This window comes from Haloarchaeobius litoreus, assembly GCF_024495425.1.
In the GTDB taxonomy this organism is placed as follows: Archaea; Halobacteriota; Halobacteria; order Halobacteriales; family Natrialbaceae; genus Haloarchaeobius; species Haloarchaeobius litoreus.
In genome coordinates, this window is sequence record NZ_JANHJR010000002.1 from 773,594 (window position 1) to 791,762 (window position 18,169).

General features: G+C 66.5%; 15 protein-coding genes and 1 tRNA gene. 12 read left to right on the forward strand and 4 right to left on the reverse strand.

Annotated features, from left to right (window positions below):
• The first annotated feature begins 14 nt into the window (after nt 1–14).
• The 3 genes from NOW55_RS10725 (at nt 15) to rad50 (ending at nt 5,173) form a co-directional block, all read left to right on the forward strand.
• Complete coding sequence (locus NOW55_RS10725) at nt 15–1,022, forward strand: arsenic resistance protein (protein WP_256400086.1); 1,008 nt, start codon at nt 15–17, stop codon at nt 1,020–1,022.
• Nucleotides 1,023–1,091: 69 nt separating this feature from the next.
• Nucleotides 1,092–2,471 (forward strand): DNA double-strand break repair protein Mre11, encoded by a 1,380-nt coding sequence (mre11, locus tag NOW55_RS10730; protein ID WP_256400087.1) that lies wholly within the window; start codon nt 1,092–1,094, stop codon nt 2,469–2,471.
• Complete coding sequence (rad50, locus tag NOW55_RS10735) at nt 2,468–5,173, forward strand: DNA double-strand break repair ATPase Rad50 (RefSeq protein WP_256400088.1); 2,706 nt, start codon at nt 2,468–2,470, stop codon at nt 5,171–5,173. Before mre11 ends, rad50 begins: the two co-directional genes overlap by 4 nt.
• A gap of 5 nt (nt 5,174–5,178) precedes the next feature.
• Here rad50 and NOW55_RS10740 read toward each other — a convergent pair whose 3' ends face one another.
• The 3 genes from NOW55_RS10740 to NOW55_RS10750 form a co-directional block, all read right to left on the reverse strand.
• Nucleotides 5,179–5,607 carry a DUF7346 family protein gene (locus NOW55_RS10740; RefSeq protein WP_256400089.1) on the reverse strand — a complete coding sequence of 143 codons (429 nt, stop codon included), beginning with the start codon at nt 5,605–5,607 and terminating at the stop codon, nt 5,179–5,181.
• A gap of 24 nt (nt 5,608–5,631) precedes the next feature.
• Nucleotides 5,632–6,150, reverse strand: coding sequence for a DUF7322 domain-containing protein (locus NOW55_RS10745; RefSeq protein WP_256400090.1), 519 nt, complete (start codon nt 6,148–6,150; stop codon nt 5,632–5,634).
• Between the two features lie 70 nt (nt 6,151–6,220).
• Nucleotides 6,221–6,394 carry a DUF7331 family protein gene (locus NOW55_RS10750; protein WP_438266574.1) on the reverse strand — a complete coding sequence of 58 codons (174 nt, stop codon included), beginning with the start codon at nt 6,392–6,394 and terminating at the stop codon, nt 6,221–6,223.
• Between the two features lie 171 nt (nt 6,395–6,565).
• Here NOW55_RS10750 and NOW55_RS10755 point away from each other — a divergent pair, with 171 nt between their 5' ends.
• The 9 genes from NOW55_RS10755 to NOW55_RS10795 all read left to right on the forward strand — a co-directional run bounded on the left by NOW55_RS10755 (nt 6,566) and on the right by NOW55_RS10795 (nt 17,154).
• Nucleotides 6,566–10,678, forward strand: coding sequence for a DNA polymerase domain-containing protein (locus NOW55_RS10755; protein ID WP_256400092.1), 4,113 nt, complete (start codon nt 6,566–6,568; stop codon nt 10,676–10,678).
• Between the two features lie 300 nt (nt 10,679–10,978).
• Entirely contained in the window at nt 10,979–11,890 is a 912-nt protein-coding gene (locus tag NOW55_RS10760; RefSeq protein ID WP_256400093.1) for an ABC transporter ATP-binding protein, read from the forward strand.
• A 27-nt stretch (nt 11,891–11,917) separates the two neighbouring features.
• Nucleotides 11,918–13,348, forward strand: a complete 1,431-nt coding sequence (gene sufB, locus NOW55_RS10765; protein ID WP_256400094.1) for a Fe-S cluster assembly protein SufB — start codon at nt 11,918–11,920, stop codon at nt 13,346–13,348.
• A gap of 2 nt (nt 13,349–13,350) precedes the next feature.
• The gene (gene sufD / locus NOW55_RS10770; RefSeq protein ID WP_256400095.1) at nt 13,351–14,562 is read left to right on the forward strand and encodes a Fe-S cluster assembly protein SufD; all 1,212 of its coding nucleotides are present in this window, start codon (nt 13,351–13,353) and stop codon (nt 14,560–14,562) included.
• Between the two features lie 444 nt (nt 14,563–15,006).
• Entirely contained in the window at nt 15,007–15,501 is a 495-nt protein-coding gene (locus NOW55_RS10775) for a ferritin-like domain-containing protein (protein WP_256400096.1), read from the forward strand.
• Between the two features lie 10 nt (nt 15,502–15,511).
• Nucleotides 15,512–15,943, forward strand: a complete 432-nt coding sequence (locus tag NOW55_RS10780) for a metal-dependent transcriptional regulator (RefSeq protein ID WP_256400097.1) — start codon at nt 15,512–15,514, stop codon at nt 15,941–15,943.
• A gap of 62 nt (nt 15,944–16,005) precedes the next feature.
• A complete protein-coding gene (locus NOW55_RS10785; RefSeq protein ID WP_256400098.1) occupies nt 16,006–16,758 on the forward strand; it encodes an HNH endonuclease in 753 nt (250 codons plus the stop codon).
• 34 nt (nt 16,759–16,792) lie between these two features.
• A tRNA-Gln gene (locus NOW55_RS10790) sits at nt 16,793–16,897 on the forward strand.
• Between the two features lie 74 nt (nt 16,898–16,971).
• Nucleotides 16,972–17,154, forward strand: a complete 183-nt coding sequence (locus NOW55_RS10795) for a DUF5786 family protein (RefSeq protein ID WP_256400099.1) — start codon at nt 16,972–16,974, stop codon at nt 17,152–17,154.
• 30 nt (nt 17,155–17,184) lie between these two features.
• Here NOW55_RS10795 and NOW55_RS10800 read toward each other — a convergent pair whose 3' ends face one another.
• Entirely contained in the window at nt 17,185–18,168 is a 984-nt protein-coding gene (locus tag NOW55_RS10800; protein ID WP_256400100.1) for a DUF3179 domain-containing protein, read from the reverse strand.
• Nucleotide 18,169: the final 1 nt, after the last annotated feature.

Here is an 18,169-nt window from a genome sequence, read left to right on the forward strand (position 1 = left end):
CTGTCCCCCAACCCATGAGAGGACTCTCGAAACGGTGGCTCCAGCACAACCAGGTCGCCGTCTACGCCGTCTACGTCCTCGTCGCAATCGCCGTGGGCCTCGGCCTCCCGAGCGTGAGCTCGTCGCTGGAGACGGTCATCAACCCCGTGCTGGCCGTGCTGCTGTACGTGACGTTCCTGGAGATCCCGTTCGTCCGCATCCGCCGTGCGTTCCGGAACCGGCGGTTCATGCTCGCCGCCCTCGGGACGAACTTCCTCCTGGTGCCGGTCGTCGCCTTCGGGCTCACCCGGTTCCTCCCCGACGGGTCGGTGCTGCTCGTCGGCACGCTGATGGTGCTGCTGACGCCGTGTATCGACTACGTCATCACGTTCACGGAGCTCGCCGGCGGTGACGCCGAGCAGATAACCGCCGCCACGCCGGCGCTGATGCTCGTGCAGTTGCTGCTGCTGCCGGCCTACCTCTGGCTGTTCGTGGGGCCCGAGGTGGCCGAGTTCATCGAGGCCGGGCCGTTCGTCGAGGCGTTCGTCGTCATCATCGCCCTGCCGTTGCTGCTCGCGTGGGGGACCGAGTTCGGGGCGGAGCGGTCGGGGCGGGCCGCACGCTGGCAGGACGCGATGGGCTGGCTGCCGGTGCCGATGATGGGCGTGACCCTGTTCGTGGTCATCGGCTCGCAGCTCCCCCGGGTCCAGGACTCCATCGGCCGCATCGCCGCTGTCGTCCCGGTGTACGTGGCCTTCCTCGTCGTCATGCCGCTGGTGGGACGACTGGTGGCCGGTCAGTTCGGGATGGGCGTGGGCGAGAGCCGGGCGCTCGTGTTCACGTCCGTCACGCGGAACTCGCTGGTCGTCCTCCCGCTTGCGCTCGCGCTGCCGGCGGGCTACGAACTCGTACCGGCCGTCGTCGTCACGCAGACGCTGGTCGAACTCTCGGGGATGGTCGTCCTCACGCGGGTCGTCCCGGCGTGGCTGGTCCCCGACTCGTTCGCGTCCGGCACGGTGGTCGAGGGCGGGGTCGGGGACTGACTGCCGTCCGTCGACCACTTCCGCCCCGGCCACCGAACGTCTATAACAGGGGAGGCGATAGGGGTGGGTATGACACGGGTGATCCACACCGCCGACACCCACCTCGGATACCGGCAGTACCACTCGCCCGAGCGCCAGCGGGACTTCCTCCGGGCGTTCGAGCGGGTGGTCGCGGACGCCGTCGAGGACGACGTGGACGCGGTGGTCCACGCGGGCGACCTGTTCCACGACCGACGCCCCGGACTCAGGGACCTCCAGGGGACCGTTGCGGCGCTCCGCGAGCTCGCCGACGCCGGAATTCCGTTCCTCGCCGTGGTCGGCAACCACGAGGGCAAGCGCGACGGGCAGTGGCTCGACCTGTTCGAGGACCTCGGACTCGCCACCAGACTGGACGCCGAACCGCACGTGATCGGTGACACGGCGTTCTACGGGCTCGACTTCGTGCCGCGGTCGCGTCGGGAGGACCTGGACTACGAGTTCGCCGAACACGACGCCGACTACGCGATGCTGGTGAGCCACGGGCTGTTCGAGCCGTTCGCGCACGCCGACTGGGACACGGAACGGCTGCTCACCGAGTCCAGCGTCGACTTCGACGCGCTGCTGCTCGGCGACAATCACGCGCCGGGCGTCGAGGAGGTCGACGGGACGTGGGTCACCTACTGTGGGTCGACCGAACGCGCGAGTGCGACGGAGCGCGACGACCGGGGCTACAACATCGTCGCCACCGAGGAAGAGACGGTCGCCATCAGCCGCCGGGGCATCCCGGACACGCGGCCGTTCCGGTTCGTCGACGTAGAGTTGAAGGAGGGCGAGGGCGTCGAGCGCGTCCGCGAGGCGGTACGCGAGCACGACTGCGAGGACGCCGTCGTCGTCGTCACCGTGACTGGCGACGGCGAGCCCGTCTCCCCCGCGCCGGTCGAGGAGCTCGCCATCGACCGCGGCGCGCTGGTCGCCCGGGTGAACGACCGCCGGGAGTTCGACGAGGAGCAGGAGGTCGACGTGACGTTCGCGGACCCGGACGAGGCCGTCCGGGAGCGCGTCCGCGAACTGGGGCTGAGCCAGGCCGCCCGCGACGTGGACGAGGCGGTCCGCGCGTCGAAGGTCGCCGACTCGAACGTCCGCGACTCCGTGAAGGAGCGCGTCGAGAGCATCGTCGACGACGGCGACCTCGACGCCTTCGAGGGCGCGGAGCCGGCGGACGAGGACGTGTCCGACGACGTGGCTGGCGACGACCCGGCCGAGGACGAGTCGCCTGACGAGGCCAGCGGGGACGAACCACCTGAGTCGGAGCCGGCGTCGACCGACGGCGGTGACACGGTGGTTGCCGAACCCGACGAGACCACCGAGAGCGACGGCACGCTCGACGAACCCGAAGACGACCCCGCAGGGGACGCCGACGGACAGGCCGGCGGAACCGACTCGCAGTCCTCCATGGAGGAGTTCCTGTGAGGGTCGACCGCCTTCGCCTCTCGAACTTCAAGTGCTACGGCGAGGCCGACCTCGGTCTCGACCGCGGCGTCACCGTCGTCCACGGCGTCAACGGCAGCGGGAAGTCGAGTCTGCTGGAGGCCTGCTTCTTCGCGCTGTACGGCTCGGCGGCCATCCCGGGCACCCGCGAGGACGTCATCCGGACCGGCGAGGAGGAGTGCGAGGTCGAGCTCTGGTTCCGCCACGACGGGACCGACTACCACCTCGAACGGGGGCTGAAGGACTACGGCGACCGGGTCTCCCACGACTGTCTGCTGGAAGGCGGCGACGCCTCCTGGGAGGGCCCGAGCTCGGTCGATTCGGCCATCACGAACCTGCTGCGGATGGACGCGGATGCGTTCGTCAACTGCGCGTACGTCCGCCAGGGCGAGGTGAACAAGCTCATCCACGCGAGCCCGAGCACCCGCCAGGACATCATCGACGACCTGCTGCAACTCGGCAAGCTGGAGGAGTACAGAGAGCGCGCCAGCGAGGCCCGACTGGGCGTGAACGACGTGCTCGACAACGCTCGCGGCCGGAAGGAGAGCCTCGACGAGCAGGTCGCGGAGAAGGAGGCGAAAGGGCTGCACGACCAGCTGAACGAGCTCCAGAGCGAGCTCAACGGGACCAGAGACGAGATAGAGCGGCTGGAGGGCAACGTCGAAGAGGCGGAGGCGACCCGCGACGAGGCCCAGGCGGTCCTCGACGACCACGAGGAGAAGCGCGCGGAGCTGGAATCGGTCGAGTCCGACGTGAGCGAGCTGCAGGACGCCATCACGGAGACCGAACGCGAGCGCGAGGAGCTGAAGACTCGCATCGCCGAGCGCAAGGAGGGCCTCGACGACCTGCGCGCGGAGCGCGACGAACTCCTCGACGAGGTCGACCTGCCCGACGCGAGCGACCTGCCCGACGACATCGGCGTCGACGCGGACGACACGCCCGCGCTGGTCGACCACCAGCTCGACGAGCTCGAGGCCGAGGCCGAGGAGCTGCAGGAGCGCATCAACGAGCTCTCGGTCGAGATCGGCACGAGATCGGACGAGGCCGACCGGCTGGCCGAGCGCGCCGACGAACTGGAGAACGAGGCCGAGCAGAGGCGCGAGGAGGCGACAGAACTCGAAGCCGAGGCCGAGGAGGCCGACGCCGACCTCGACGACCTGCGCGAGAAGCTCGACGGCTTCGACGACGACATCGAGAGCCACCGCGAGGCGTTCGACGACGCGCCCGTCGAGTTCGGCGATGCGGAGTCGCACCTCGACGACCTCCGCGACGAGCGCGAGGAACTGCGCGAGGAGGCCAGCGACCTGCGAACCGGGGTCCAGACGCTCCGGACCCGCATCGAGGAGGGCGAGGCGCTGCTCGACGAGGGCAAGTGCCCCGAGTGTGGCCAGCCCGTCGACGGCTCGCCGCACGTCGACTCGCTGGACGACGACCGCGCCGCGCTCGAATCGAAGGAAGGTGAACTCGACGAGCTGGAATCCAGGATCGAGGCCCTCGACGAGCGCATCGACCGCGCCAAGGCCCTGCGCGAGGCCGAGCGGGAGGTCGCGAGCCTGCGCGAGAACCGCGACAACCTGGAACAGCTCCGCGAGCAGAAGGCCGGGAACGTCGCGGAGAAGCGCGAACGTGCCGCCGACCTGCGTGAGGAGGCCGACGCGCTGGAGTCCGAGGCCGCGGAGAAGCGCGAGGACGCCGAGTCGACTCGCGAGGCCGCCGACGAGCTGCGGACCGACCTCGGCGAGGCCAACGGTGGACGCGCCACGGTGAAAGCCACCATGGAGACGCTGGAGCGGCTCTCGGAGCTGTTCGGCGCGGTCGACTCCGCCGGGGCCGATGTCGAGCGACTGCGGGACGAGCGCGCCAGCAAGGCCGAACTCAACGAGGAGCGCCGGGAACGCCTCGCCGAGAAGCGCGAGCGGAAACGGGAGCTCGAGTCGAAGGTCGACGAGGGGCGCGTCGAGAAGGCCCGCAGCGAGAAAGAGCGCGCAGACGAGTACCTCGAGCAGGCGACCGAGGCGCTCGAAGCGCTCGAATCGGAGGAGGCGGACCTTCGCGACCGCATCGGCGGCGTCCGGAACGAGATCGAGGAGCTGGAGTCGCTGCGCGACCGGCGCGACGCCGTGGCCGAACGCGTCGACGCGCTCGAATCGTTGTACGACGAGGCGCAGGACCTCCAGGAGATGTACAGCGACCTGCGTGCCGAGCTCCGGCGGCGGAACGTCGAGACGCTCGAACGGATGCTCAACGAGACGTTCGACCTGGTGTACCAGAACGACTCGTACTCGCACATCGAGCTCTCGGGCGACTACGAGCTGACGGTGTACCAGAAGGACGGCGAGACGCTCGACCCCGAGCAGCTCTCCGGCGGCGAGCGCGCGCTGTTCAACCTGAGCTTGCGCTGTGCCATCTACCGGCTGCTGTCGGAGGGTGTGGAGGGGGCAGCGCCCATGCCGCCGCTCATCCTCGACGAGCCCACCGTCTTCCTCGACTCCGGGCACGTCTCGCAGCTGCTCACGCTCGTCGAGACGATGCGTACCGAGTACGGCGTCGAGCAGATCATCCTCGTCAGCCACGACGAGGAGCTCGTCGGCGCGGCGGACTCGCTGGTCCACGTCGAGAAGGACCCGACGACCAACCGGTCGACGGTCACGCGCGGGAAGCGGCCGATTCCCGGGCTGGACTGACGGTCCTACTCGTTCTCGCGGAGTGCCGTGACGCCTTCCCTCGCGAGGTCCGTCGCCGCGTAGCCACGCTCACCGGCGACGCGTGCTTCCTCGACGAGCCCGGCGGCACGGAACTCGGTCAACAGCCCGAGCAGGTCGCTCTCGCAGAGGTCGTAGTCGGCGAGGAGGTCCCGCACCGCGACGGTCTCGCGGTCGACGAGCTCGACGAGGAGGCCGAGCGAGCGGTCGTCGTGGGTGGCACTCATGATTCGGCGCACTGCGGGCGGGACGGCACCGGCGGCGACCGCGAGCGCGGACCCGTCGTCGACGGCGGCGAGGCTGTCGTTCGGTCGGAACTCCTCGACACCGGTCTCGGGGTCGCGTACCAGCGTCGACTCGCCGGACTCTTTGACCACCAGGAACAGCTGGCCGTCCTCGTCGCGGACCGTTCGCATGGCTTGCGGTTCGGGCGCGAGAGGTTAGTCGTTGTCGTCGTCGGAGTCACCGTCGGTCACTTCGTCGCCGTCGGAGTCGCCGTCCGCGGTGTCGGTTGCGTCTGCGTCGTCGGACGTCGTGTCCGGTTCGCTCCCCTCGTCCCCGGCGGCCGATTCGTCGTCGTCGGCGGGGGTGGACGCCGAGACCGACTTGCTGCCGTCGCCCCGGGGAAGGTCCCAGGTCCGCAGCCGGTAGGCGCCGTAGGCGAAACAGACCAGCCCGGCGGCCAGCAGCCGCCCGCCGAGGTACCAGTCGTTCCGGAAGATGACGTACAGCGCGCCGAGACTCCCGGCGAGGAGCGCGGCGTTGAACGCGAGGACGAGGACCCAGAACTTCCGCTGGAGGTCCGCCGGTGCGTCGATGTCGGCGGTCGAACTGGGCGAGGGTGCCTCGGGGATCCGGACGGATGGCGTGAGCTCCGCCTCGTAGTCGCGGAGGTCGGCCTCCGGGTCAGGCTCGCCGGGGCCCTTCTCGTCGTTACCCTCCAGTAGGTCGTCCAGCACGCTTCACCGTTGGGGCGGCGGCAGGAAAAGGGTTGCTCGTTCGCGTTACGCGTTGCGCGTTGCGGACGGCTCAGGCGTGCTCTCGGAGGGAGAACGTCTCTCCGGCCTCTAGCCACGCAAGCGGGTTCTCGGCGTCGTAGAATACGGTCCCCTCGTCGGTCTCGTATGTCTCGATGGACTCGACGCCGTCAATCTCGTCTCTATCGGCCGTGCGTCCGTCAGTTTGCGTTGCGTGGTCGGACAAGCCGGTCACCTCAGACGGTGGTAGACAGTAACAGGGTATATGTCTTGTTGCCGCGGGTAAATCAGACTCGACCGACAGGACGTGACGGTAAGTGCCGACTACCGGGGTGAACGTGACGTTCGCGGGGTGCGAACCACCGACGTTTTTATCGCTGCCCCCGAACCGTCGCCAATGACCGACGCAGGGGATTCCGAGCAGCTGACACTCGGGGGCGCGTTCGGCGACGGCGGGTCCACCGATGCCGACGAGGACGACGGACTCAGCGAGTCCGACCTCGTCGCCGAGGCCGAGGCCGTCACCACGCCCGGGCTCGAGAACGCCGACTTCGTCGAGGCCGACGAGGCCCTGTTCCCCGACCCCGACGGCACCGTCTCGCTCTCCGTGATGCAGGTCGACTACACCGTCGAGGGGTCGGGCGAGCACGAACAGCCCGTGATGCACGTCTTCGGCCGGACGGAGGACGGGACCGCCGAGCACGTGATGGTGTTCGGCTTCCAGCCGTACTTCTACGCACCGACCGACTCGTTCGACGAGTCCGAACTCGAGGACGAGGACGTCATCGTCGACTGGGAGGCGGAAGACGACGACGGTGAGCCCTACGAGAGCATCCGCGGCGAGCGCCTGACGAAGATCTTCGGGCGCACGCCGCGTGACGTCGGGAACGTCCGCGACCGCTTCGACCACTTCGAGGCCGACGTGCTGTTCCCGAACCGCTTCCTCATCGACAAGGGCGTCAACAGCGGCATCACCGTCCCGAACCGCCGCGGCGCGAGCGGGGCCATCCGGGTGCCACACGAGGAGGTCGAGGCGACCGACCTCACCGCCGACCCACGGGTGAACACGTTCGACATCGAGGTCGACGACCGCAACGGCTTCCCCGAGGACGGCGAGGAGCCCATCATCTGTCTCACCTCGCACGACTCCTACGACGACGAGTACGTCGTCTGGCTCGCCATCGCCGACGAGTTCGACGGTGAGGCACCCGACGCGCTGCCCGGCTACGACCCCATCGAGGGCGAGCTGGACCTCCGCGTCGAGGTGTTCGACGGCGAGGACCAGCTGGAGGCCGAGCGGCGGATGCTCGAGGCGTTCCTCGACTACATCGACGAGACGGACCCCGACGTGATGACCGGCTGGAACTTCGAGGACTTCGACGCGCCGTACTTCCTCGACCGGCTGGAGGTGCTCGACTCGACGATGCACGACCAGGACATCCGGCCGGACCGGCTCTCCCGGGTCGACGAGGTCTGGCGCTCGGGCTGGGGCGGTCCGAACGTGAAGGGGCGGGTCGTCTTCGACCTGCTGTACGCCTACAAGAGCCGGCAGTTCACCGAGCTCGACTCCTACCGGCTCGACGCCGTCGGCGAGACGGAGCTCGACGCCGGCAAGGAGCGCTACACCGGCGACATCGGCGACCTCTGGGAGAACGACCCCGAACGCCTGCTGGAGTACAACCTCCGCGACGTCGAGCTCTGCGTCGAGATCGACGCGAAGCAGGACATCATCTCGTTCTACGACGAGGTGCGCACGTTCGTCGGCTGCAAGCTGGAAGATGCCCCCACGGCGGGCGACGCCGTCGACATGTACGTCCTGCAGAAGGTCCACGGCGAGTGGGTGCTCCCCTCGAAGGGCAAGCAGGAGTCGGAGGACTACGAGGGTGGCGCAGTGTTCGACCCCATCACGGGCGTCAAGGAGATGGTGACGGTGCTCGACCTGAAGTCGCTCTACCCGATGTGCATGGTGACCATCAACGCCAGCCCCGAGACGAAGGTCGACCCCGACGAGTTCGGCGGGGAGACGTACCACGCCCCCAACGGCACCCACTTCCGCAAGGACGAGGACGGGATGATCCGGGCGATGGTCGACGAACTGCTCGAAGAGCGTGAGGCCAAGAAGGAACTGCGGAACCAGCACGACCCCGACACCGAGGACTACGAGCGCTACGACCAGCAGCAGGCTGCGGTGAAGGTCATCATGAACTCGCTGTACGGCGTGCTGGGCTGGGACCGCTTCCGCCTCTACGACAAGGAGATGGGCGCGGCTGTAACCGCGACAGGGCGTAAGGTAATCGAGTTCACCGAGCAGGCCGCGAACGAGATAAACTACGAGGTTGCGTACGGCGATAGCGTGACCGGCGACCGCCCGATAGTGGTTCGAGATCCGGAAGGAATGGTTCGTATCTCCCCGGTTGCGGACCTGTTCGAGGTCGGTGACCCCGTCCACGACCGTGAAATCGTCGTTGCAGCCGATGGAGGACCGGTCGCGTCTTCATCTCCGGGGAAGGACCGCCGTTCTCTCGACGGGTGGGAGGCGCTCTCGGTCGCCGACGACGGAACCACCGAATGGCAACCGATCACGCAGGCCATCCGACACGAGACCGACAAGCCGGTGGTCAACCTGCAACACAAGTTCGGTGAATCGACCACGACGACGGACCACTCGTACATCGTCGAGGACGACGAAGGAGAGCTCGTCGAGGCTTCGCCCGACGAGGTCAAAGCGCCGCTCCGTGTCGACGGACTCCCGGACACAGAAATCCTCGAATCCATCGACGTGTACGAGGTGCTGGAGGGATACACGCGTGAATACGAGGACGGCCGCAGCGTCGGCGCAGCGGAGGCCGAGACGAAGGTGAAGCAGGTCCACGCATCCGATGAGTGGGTCTGGTTCGGCCACGCGCACCACGAGAACCTCGACAAGACGGTTCGGGTCAAGCGACATATCGACCTGAACGGCGAGGACGGACTCGCGCTGGTGCGGCTCCTCGCAGCCTACATCAGCGAGGGGAGTTCGTCGACCATCGAGACGACGGACAGTAAGTTCGGGGTAGGTATCTCGGAATCCAGACGAGAGTGGCTCGAAGGTCTCCAGTCGGACTACTACCGGCTGTTCGACAACACGACGGCGAGTATCATCGAGAGTGACGTGAAGACGGAACGGACCGTCGAATACGACACCGACTCCGGGGGGTCGAGTGCGACGTACGATGACGGAACGCTGAAGCTCCAGATGATGAACGAACTGGCCGCCGTGTTCTTCCGCGAGTTCGCCGGGCAGACCTCGCGGGGGAAACGAATCCCGTCGTTCGTCTACCATCTTCCCGACGAACTCCAGACGACCTTCCTCGACGTCCTCGTGGAAGGGGATGGGTCCCGTGCCTTCCCACGATACACCGACGAGTACGCCGAGCGGAACTTCGACTTCGAGACGACCAGTCGAGAACTCGCTGGCGGGCTCTCGATGGTGCTCAATCAGCGGGGAGAGAAGCACTCGCTCAAGTACCGCGACTCGAAGGAATCGTACACGATTCGAACGTGCGACTTCTACCGCTCCGGTCGAGATCCGGTCACCACCGAAGTCGACCACGACGGCTACGTCTACGACCTGAGCGTCGCCGAGAACGAGAACTTCGTCGACGCGGTCGGTGGCGTCGTGTTGCACAACACCGACTCAGTCATGCTGGAGCTCGGCACCGACGTCTCGCCCGAGGAGGCCATCGAGCAGTCCTTCGAGATCGAGGAGCACATCAACGACTCCTACGACGCGTTCGCCGCGGAGGAGCTGAACGTCGACATCGCGGGCGGCGAGGAGCACCGCTTCCAGATCGAGTTCGAGAAGCTCTACCGGCGGTTCTTCCAGGCGGGCAAGAAGAAGCGCTACGCGGGCCACATCATCTGGAAGGAGGGCAAGCACGTCGACGACATCGACATCACCGGCTTCGAGTACAAGCGCTCGGACATCGCGCCCATCACGAAGGAGGTCCAGCACGAGGTCATCGACATGGTGGTCCGGGGTGCCGAGGAGTCGGAGATCACGGAGTACATCAACGACGTCATCGAACGGTTCCTCGACGGCGAGTACAGCTACGACGAGATCTCCATCCCGGGTGGCATCGGGAAGCGCATCGACAACTACGACACGGACACGGCACAGGTCCGGGGCGCGAAGTACGCCAACCTGCTGCTCGGGACGAACTTCGACCGCGGCTCGAAGCCCAAACGGCTCTATCTGCAGAAGGTGCATCCGGACTACTTCGCCGCACTGGAGGACGCGGGCGAGTTCGACCCGCAGTCGGACCACCTGTACGGCGAGTTCAAACGGGAGCAGGACGTCATCTGCTTCGACTACGCCGACCAGATCCCAGACGAGTTCGAGGTGGACTACGACAAGATGCTCGACAAGACGCTGAAGGGCCCCATCGCCCGCGTCATCGAGGCGCTGGGCATCTCCTGGGAGGAGGTCAAGAGCGGGCAGGAACAGACCGGACTCGGCAGCTTCATGTGAGCGGTCGAGGCCGGATAACCTTCCAGCCCCGGGCCACGTGGGAGAACGACTCTCCCGGTCGCGAGGGTGCTCGTCGGCCGCCGCAGGCGCGGCCGGGAGCGCCGGCGGCGTCTGGTTCCTCGCCGGCGCTGCCCTGACGCCGTCACCGGGCCGAGGACGCCGGTGACGGGTGCCACCGCGGTGATGGCACCCGATTATACAATCGTGAACAAATTTTTCTGATATGCGAATCAGAGACACGGGAATACGCAAGCATTATGGGGCCGACACCCTTTCGCTAGGACACTAGAGGTAGCCAGCATGGCAAAACTCGAACTCAACAATCTCCACGCGAGCGTTGCAGAAGATGATGGCGAGAAGATCCTCGACGGCGTCGACCTCGAGGTCGAATCCGGCGAGATCCACGCCCTGATGGGGCCGAACGGCTCCGGCAAGTCCACGACGGCGAAGATCGTCGCCGGACACCCGGCCTATGAGGTGACAGACGGCGAGGTACTGCTCCACCTCGAAGAAGGTGACTTCGGCGAGGACTTCGAGATCCCCGAGGACAAGCGCACCTGGGACCTGCTCGAACTCGAACCGAACGAGCGCGCCGCCCTCGGCATCTTCCTCGGCTTCCAGTACCCCGCCGAGATCGAGGGCGTCACGATGACGAACTTCCTCCGCACCGCCCTCAACGCGAAGCTCGAGGAGCGCGAGGAGCTCTTCGAGGACGACGACGACGAGGCCGAAGAGGAGGAAGAGGCAGGCTACGACACCTCCCCGATGGAGGGCCCCGCGGACGAGGGCGACGTCGGCGTCGCCGAGTTCCAGCAGCTCCTGCAGGCGAAGATGGAGCAGCTGGACATGGACGAGAAGTTCGCCCAGCGCTACCTCAACGCCGGCTTCTCCGGCGGTGAGAAGAAGCAGAACGAGGTGCTCCAGGCGGCCATCCTCGAGCCGAGCATCGCCGTGCTCGACGAGATCGACTCCGGGCTGGACATCGACCGCCTGCAGGACGTCTCCCACGGCATCAACGCCCTCCGCGACGAGCAGGGCACGGGCATCCTCCAGATCACCCACTACCAGCGCATCCTCGACTACGTCGAGCCCGACCACGTCCACGTCATGATCGACGGGCGGATCGCCAAGTCCGGCGGCCCCGAGCTCGCCGAGCAGCTCGAGGACGAGGGCTACGACTGGGTCCGCGAGGAAGTCTACGAGACCGCGTAACCACCCCGACAACACCACATCACAATCATGAGTTCAGACCAAGACCACCTCAAAGAGACCGACACCGAGGCCCGGTTCGAGTTCAAGAAGGAGGAGAAGTCCGCCTTCCAGACCGAGAAGGGCCTGACCGAGGAGACCATCCGTCTCATCTCGGAGGACAAGGACGAGCCCGAGTGGATGTACGAGCGCCGGCTGCGGGCGCTGAAGCAGTTCCAGCAGATGCCGATGCCGACCGACTGGCCGGGTCAGCCCGACCTCTCGGAGGTCGACATCGACGAGATCGTCCCGTACATCCGCCCGGACATCGAGACACGCGGCGGCGCGGAGAACTGGGACGACCTCCCCGAGGAGATCCAGGACACGTTCGAGAAGCTGGGCATCCCGGAGGCCGAGCGGAAGGCGCTCTCGGGCGTCGGCGCGCAGTACGAGTCCGAGATCGTCTACCAGAACATGCAGGAGCAGTGGGAGGAGAAGGGCGTCATCTTCTGTGACATGGACAAGGCCGTCCAGGAGCACGAGGAGCTCGTCAAGGAGTACTTCATGACGAAGTGCGTCCCCCCGAGCGACAACAAGTTCGCGGCGCTCCACGGCGCGGTCTGGTCCGGCGGCTCGTTCGTCTACGTGCCGGAGGACACGACCGTCAACATGCCCATCCAGGCGTACTTCCGGATGAACAGCGAGGGCATGGGCCAGTTCGAGCACACGCTCATCATCGCCGAGGAGAACTCCGAAGTGCACTACATCGAGGGCTGTTCCGCCCCGAAGTACTCCGCGTTCAACCTGCACTCCGGCGGCGTCGAGGTGTTCGTCGGCGAGGACGCCCACGTCCAGTACTCGACGGTGCAGAACTGGTCGAAGAACACGTACAACCTGAACACCAAGCGCGCCATCGTCGAGGCGAACGGGACGATGGAGTGGGTCTCCGGCAGCATGGGCTCGAAGGCCACCATGCTCTACCCGGCGACCATCCTGAAGGGCCGCGGCGCGACGGACAACCACATCACCATCGCGTTCGCCGGCGAGGGACAGAACATCGACACCGGCGCGAAGGTGTACCACAACGCGCCGAACACGAAGTCGACCATCGAGTCCAAGTCCATCTCGAAGGACGGCGGCCGCACGAACTACCGGGGCCTCGTCCACATCGCCGACGGCGCGGAGAACTCCTCCACGTCCGTCGAGTGTGACGCGCTCATGTTCGACAACGAGTCCACGTCGGACACGATGCCGTACATGGAGATCCAGGAGTCGAAGGTCGACGTGGCCCACGAGGCGACCGTCGGCAAGATCGGCGACGAGGACGTCTTCTACCTCCAGTCGCGCGGACTGGACGACGACGACGCCAAGCAGATGATCGTCGCCGGCTTCATCGAGCCCATCACGGAGGAGCTGCCCATCGAGTACGCGGTCGAACTCAACCGCCTCATCGAACTCGAGATGGAGGGGAGCCTCGGATAACCATGAGCACACAGGTACACGCCAACCTCACACGAGACCAGGTCGAGCAGATCTCCGCCGAGCTCGACGAGCCCGAGTGGCTGCTGGAGACGCGGCTCTCCGCACTCGACGCGCTCGACGACCTCGATATGCCGAGCGTCATCCAGACGCCCGGTCGCACGTGGACGAACCTCACCGACCTCGACTTCGAGGGCTTCGTCGACCCGCTCAACGCCGCCCAGGACAAGGAGCGCGAGAGCGCCGAGGGCATCGAGGTGCTGGAGTGGAGCGAGGCCGTCGCCGAGCACGGCGACCTCCTTAAGGAGCAGTTCGGCAGCGTCGTCGACCCCGAGGAGAACTACCTCACCGCGCTGTCGACCGCGCTGTTCACCGACGGCACCGTCGTCTACGTGCCCGAGGGCGTCGACGCAGAGGACGTGAAGATCCGGACGACGATGAACAGCCGCTCGCTGTTCAACTACACGCTCGTCGTCACCGAGAAGAACGCCTCGGTCACGATTCTCGAGCGCCAGTCCACCGGCGACGACGTCGACGGCGAGCGCTACTACAGCGGCATCGTCGAGATCGCGGGCGGCGAGAACTCCCACGTCCAGTACGGGAGCCTCCAGAACCTCGACGAGGAGACGTACAACTACACGCTCAAGCGTGGCACCGCCGACACGTACGCCACGATCAACTGGATCGAGGGCAACATGGGCTCGCGCCTCACGAAGAGCGAGGTCGAGACGACGCTCGCCGGCGACGGCTCCGAGAGCCACATCGTCGGGGCGTTCTTCGGCCACCACGACCAGCACTTCGACATCAACAGTCGGGTCTGGCACCGCGCCGAGCACACCACCGCCGACCTCGTCACCCGCGGCGTCCTCGACGACCGCGCCCGCTCGGTGTACGAGGGCGTCCAGGACGTCGGCCGCGACGCCTGGAACACCAGCAGCTACCAGCGCGAGAACACGCTGATGCTGAGCGACGACTCCGAGGCCGACGCCTCCCCGAAGCTCATCATCAACAACCACGACACCGAGGCCAGCCACTCCGCCACGGTCGGCCAGGTCGACGAACAGGACCTGTTCTACATGACTAGCCGCGGTGTCGACCCGCGCCGCGCCCGCAACATGCTCGTCGAGGGCTTCTTCGTGCCCGTGCTCGACGAGGTCGCCGTCGACGAACTCCGCGACGACATCCAGGAGCTCGTCGCCCAGCGGCTGCGGGAGTAGATTTCGGTTTTTGCGTTTTTGTTTGGTTCTGAGCACGCTTCGAGTCGTTACCATACAGCAGATACCACCTCGAAAGCCCCCGTCGTCTCGGTTCCCGCGACTCGCTGAGCGCTTCACTCCGTTGCAGTGCTTGCTTCGTCGGGGGTCGCCGAGACGACGGCCCCTTTCAGTCCCACCGTCGGACCGCAGGTCCGACGAGCCCCCGTTCGCTCGCAGGCTCGCTCACGGGGACACCCGACCGCACAGCACCTCACACCTCCCCAACCTCTTGCGATGCTCGCTGGCGCTGCGCTTCTCGTCCCTCGCGCGGATGGCTCGACGTGCTCGCTGCGCTCGCACAGTCTCGCCAGCCACGCGCCAGTCGGTTGGTTCGGTATCGTTGCAGGCCCGAACCCCGTCGCACAGTCAGCAAGAGTTAGGTAGCCCCGTCCCCGCCATTGGGACATGAGCCTGGGGCAGCGCGTCGCGACGGACCACCAGCTCGCCCGTCTCCTGCAGATCGGGGCGGTGCTGGAGGAGGTCGTCGAATCCCGCGCGTACCATCATCTCGACTCCTTCGAGGACGAGCAGGAGGTCGACGACGACGTCCGTGACCTGCTCGAACACGCCGCCGAGGAGTCGGCCGAGCACCGCAGCCGTCTCGAAGCACTCATCGAGGAGCTGGACGCAGAGACGGTCCCCTACGAGGAGATAAACAGGCTGGTCGAGGCGCAGTACGCCCAGACGAAACCCGAGGACTTCGACGGGCTGCTGTACGACCAGCTCTGCAACGAGGAGACCGCGTACAAGTTCTACGACGACCTCATCGAGGCCATCGAGGCCAGCGAGAGCGAGTTCAGTATCGACCGCGACCACGTGCTCACGACCCTCCGCGAGATTCGCGAGGAGGAGGCCGAGGGCGTCGAGGACGTGACCGAGATCATGGAGCGACGAGCGTGAGAACCCACCGATGAACACCGCAGACCAGTACCTCAAGGCGATCTACCTGGTGCAACGGATGGAAGACGGGCCGGCAGCGACGGGCGCGCTGGCGGACATGCTCGACGTCTCCCCCGCGAGCGTCAACGAGATGGTCGGCAAGCTCCAGGACCGGGGGCTCGTCGAGCACGAGAAGTACAAGGGCGCGACACTCACCGACGAGGGCATCGGCCGCGCCGAGGACGCCCTCCAGACCTACTGCATCATCGAGCGGTTCCTCGCGAACGTCCTCGAGGTCGAGGACTACCGCGGCGAGGCCGGGGCGCTGGAGGCCGTCATCGACGACACCGTCGCCGAGCGACTCGACACCATCATCGACCGCCGCGACGAGTGCCCCGACTGCTTCGACGCCGAGGCCGACCAGTGCTGTTATCTGGAGGTCGCGGGCGAGAGCGCCGATTGAACCCGGCTTTACTTTCACTCCGGCTGGCGCGGTTTTAATACACCGGTACTTCTGCTGGAAGTATGGAGTGTCCGACCTGCGAGAAGGTGTTGTCGACCGAGCAGGGAATGCGCCAGCACCACACCAAGGTCCACGGCGTCTCGCTACCGAACCGGGAGTGTTCGGGGTGTGGAACCGCGTTCTACGACCCGAAGGCACAACTTCAGTACTGTGAGGACTGCAATCCGAACGCGGGTGAGCACAACGGGAACTGGAAAGGCGGGAAGGAGCGCACGACCTGCAAAGAGTGTGATACAAAATTCGAGTACTACCCCTCGAACAAGGACGGCGCCTACTGTCCCGCGTGTGTGCAAGGTGCCGAGGGCCTACTCCCCATTCAACCGATGGACGAGGTCCCGACGACTACCGGTGAATGCACGCACTGTGGCCTGGAGTTCGTCGCGTCCCCATCTCGGCTAGCGGGGAAGTCGTACGGATGCTTCTGTTCGCAGCCCTGTTACGCGGAATGGCTCTCAGAAAACGTCGTCGGGGAGGGGCATCATCAGTGGGAAGGCGGCACGATTCGGTACGGACAGGGCTGGTACCGAGTTCGACGCACAGCGCTCGAACGTGACCAGTACGAATGCCAGAACTGCGGCGAGGGAGCCGACGCACTCGGACGGAATCCAGACGTGCATCATCTGAGACCCGTTCGATCGTTCGCGGACCCCGCCGAAGCACACGAACTCGACAACGTCGTCTCCCTGTGTCGTCCCTGCCATCGCCGTGTCGAATCGGGAGCGGTGACGGCACCGGAGCCAACGACTGAAAGATAATCTTATTGTATCGGCATCGCTTACGCCAATTCGAAGTCCCGTGGTGTAGTGGCCAATCATATGGGCCTTTGGACGCGGGTGGACTCCGTCCATTTGCGGAGGAGAGCCTATGACGGCGGTTCGAATCCGCCCGGGACTACTGTAAAATACCTTACACTTTAACGAACCGAGAACGGTTCCTTTTCATGCCCCCTCCCCGTCTAGACGAATCCAATGGGCTTTGGGAGCTACGATGAATCCGAACAACAGGACCAGGACAGCGACATCGACGAGGACGACGCGGTCACCGTCCACGAGCACGACCACGAGGGCGAGGTCTCGTTCGACCAGGGGGGTATGTCGAACGAGGACCTCGTCGGGCAGCTCCAGCAGATGAAAGACGGCGACGACGAATAACTCCTCGTCGCTCGCAGTTGCGGTCGCGGACTACTCGTTCTCGTAGAAGGCGTCGGCCCCGTGGTCGTCCTGCCAGGCGAACGCGAACAGCCGGCGGCTCGGTAGTCGCTCCAGCGAACGGCCGTCGTCGCCCTCGCCGGTCGCCCCGTCCCAGCGGGTGCCGTCGGCGACGAACGTGCCGGGTTCCACGGTGCGCTCGAACACGAAGCCGGGGTTCTCGAAGGCGTGGATACCGTCGGGCGTGGCGAAGACGACCACGTCGCGGTCGCCGACGGTCGTCTGGGCGACGCTCCCGTTCGCCTCGACGCGCGGGAGCGGGAAGCCGAGCGCGTCGTCAGCGACGGTGAGGCCGAGGACGACGGTCTTCGGGTCGATGCCGTCGTCGCGGTCCCAGTCGCGGCCGTCGCCGGTGCCGCGGTGGGCGGCCAGGCCGAACCCGTCCATCTCGAAGTAGCGCTCGTACGGGGCCGCGTCGTAGTCGATGGGCTCGGGGTCGTCGGTGTCGCTGGCGGCCTCGCTCTCGCCGCCCGGCGGGGCGAGCAGTTCACCGTCGGGGTTCGCGTCGCGGAAGCGTTCGACGGTGGTCATCGCGGCCGGGACCACCGTGAGCTGGGTGCCCGAGAGCGGGCCGTCGATGGCGACGCCGCGGCTCTGCTTCCACTCGCTGTCTGTCTCGCGGTCGTACATCACGAGGTCGTCGTCGGCCAGCTTGCCGGAGACGCCGAAGGTGAGCGTGCGGGTCTCGTCGCCATCGCCCGCCGCCACCGTCCGCTCGTAGACCACGGCGCTCCCGCAGAGGGGACACCAGGTGACGGCGACGGGCCTGCCCCCGGAGTCGGTGGCGTTGACGATCTCGTGGTAGTGGAGGTACCGGACTGGATAGGCGCGCGCCGGCTCGCCGTCGACGACGACCACCTCGTCGTCCGGGTCGCCGTCGTAGTCGGTGACCGGCTCGTAGGTCGGGTCGTCGACGCTCGGGATGGCGTCGCGCGGGAGGACGTTCCTGACGTTCACG

Coding starts and splice junctions, on each gene's coding strand:
- NOW55_RS10740 (WP_256400089.1), bottom strand. CDS start 5,607: ATGCGAACGGTCCGCGACGAGGACGGCCAGCTGTTCCTGGTGGTCAAA.
- sufD (WP_256400095.1), top strand. CDS start 13,351: ATGAGCACACAGGTACACGCCAACCTCACACGAGACCAGGTCGAGCAG.
- NOW55_RS10795 (WP_256400099.1), top strand. CDS start 16,972: ATGGGCTTTGGGAGCTACGATGAATCCGAACAACAGGACCAGGACAGC.
- NOW55_RS10785 (WP_256400098.1), top strand. CDS start 16,006: ATGGAGTGTCCGACCTGCGAGAAGGTGTTGTCGACCGAGCAGGGAATG.
- NOW55_RS10780 (WP_256400097.1), top strand. CDS start 15,512: ATGAACACCGCAGACCAGTACCTCAAGGCGATCTACCTGGTGCAACGG.
- NOW55_RS10755 (WP_256400092.1), top strand. CDS start 6,566: ATGACCGACGCAGGGGATTCCGAGCAGCTGACACTCGGGGGCGCGTTC.
- NOW55_RS10725 (WP_256400086.1), top strand. CDS start 15: ATGAGAGGACTCTCGAAACGGTGGCTCCAGCACAACCAGGTCGCCGTC.
- NOW55_RS10760 (WP_256400093.1), top strand. CDS start 10,979: ATGGCAAAACTCGAACTCAACAATCTCCACGCGAGCGTTGCAGAAGAT.
- sufB (WP_256400094.1), top strand. CDS start 11,918: ATGAGTTCAGACCAAGACCACCTCAAAGAGACCGACACCGAGGCCCGG.
- mre11 (WP_256400087.1), top strand. CDS start 1,092: ATGACACGGGTGATCCACACCGCCGACACCCACCTCGGATACCGGCAG.
- NOW55_RS10775 (WP_256400096.1), top strand. CDS start 15,007: ATGAGCCTGGGGCAGCGCGTCGCGACGGACCACCAGCTCGCCCGTCTC.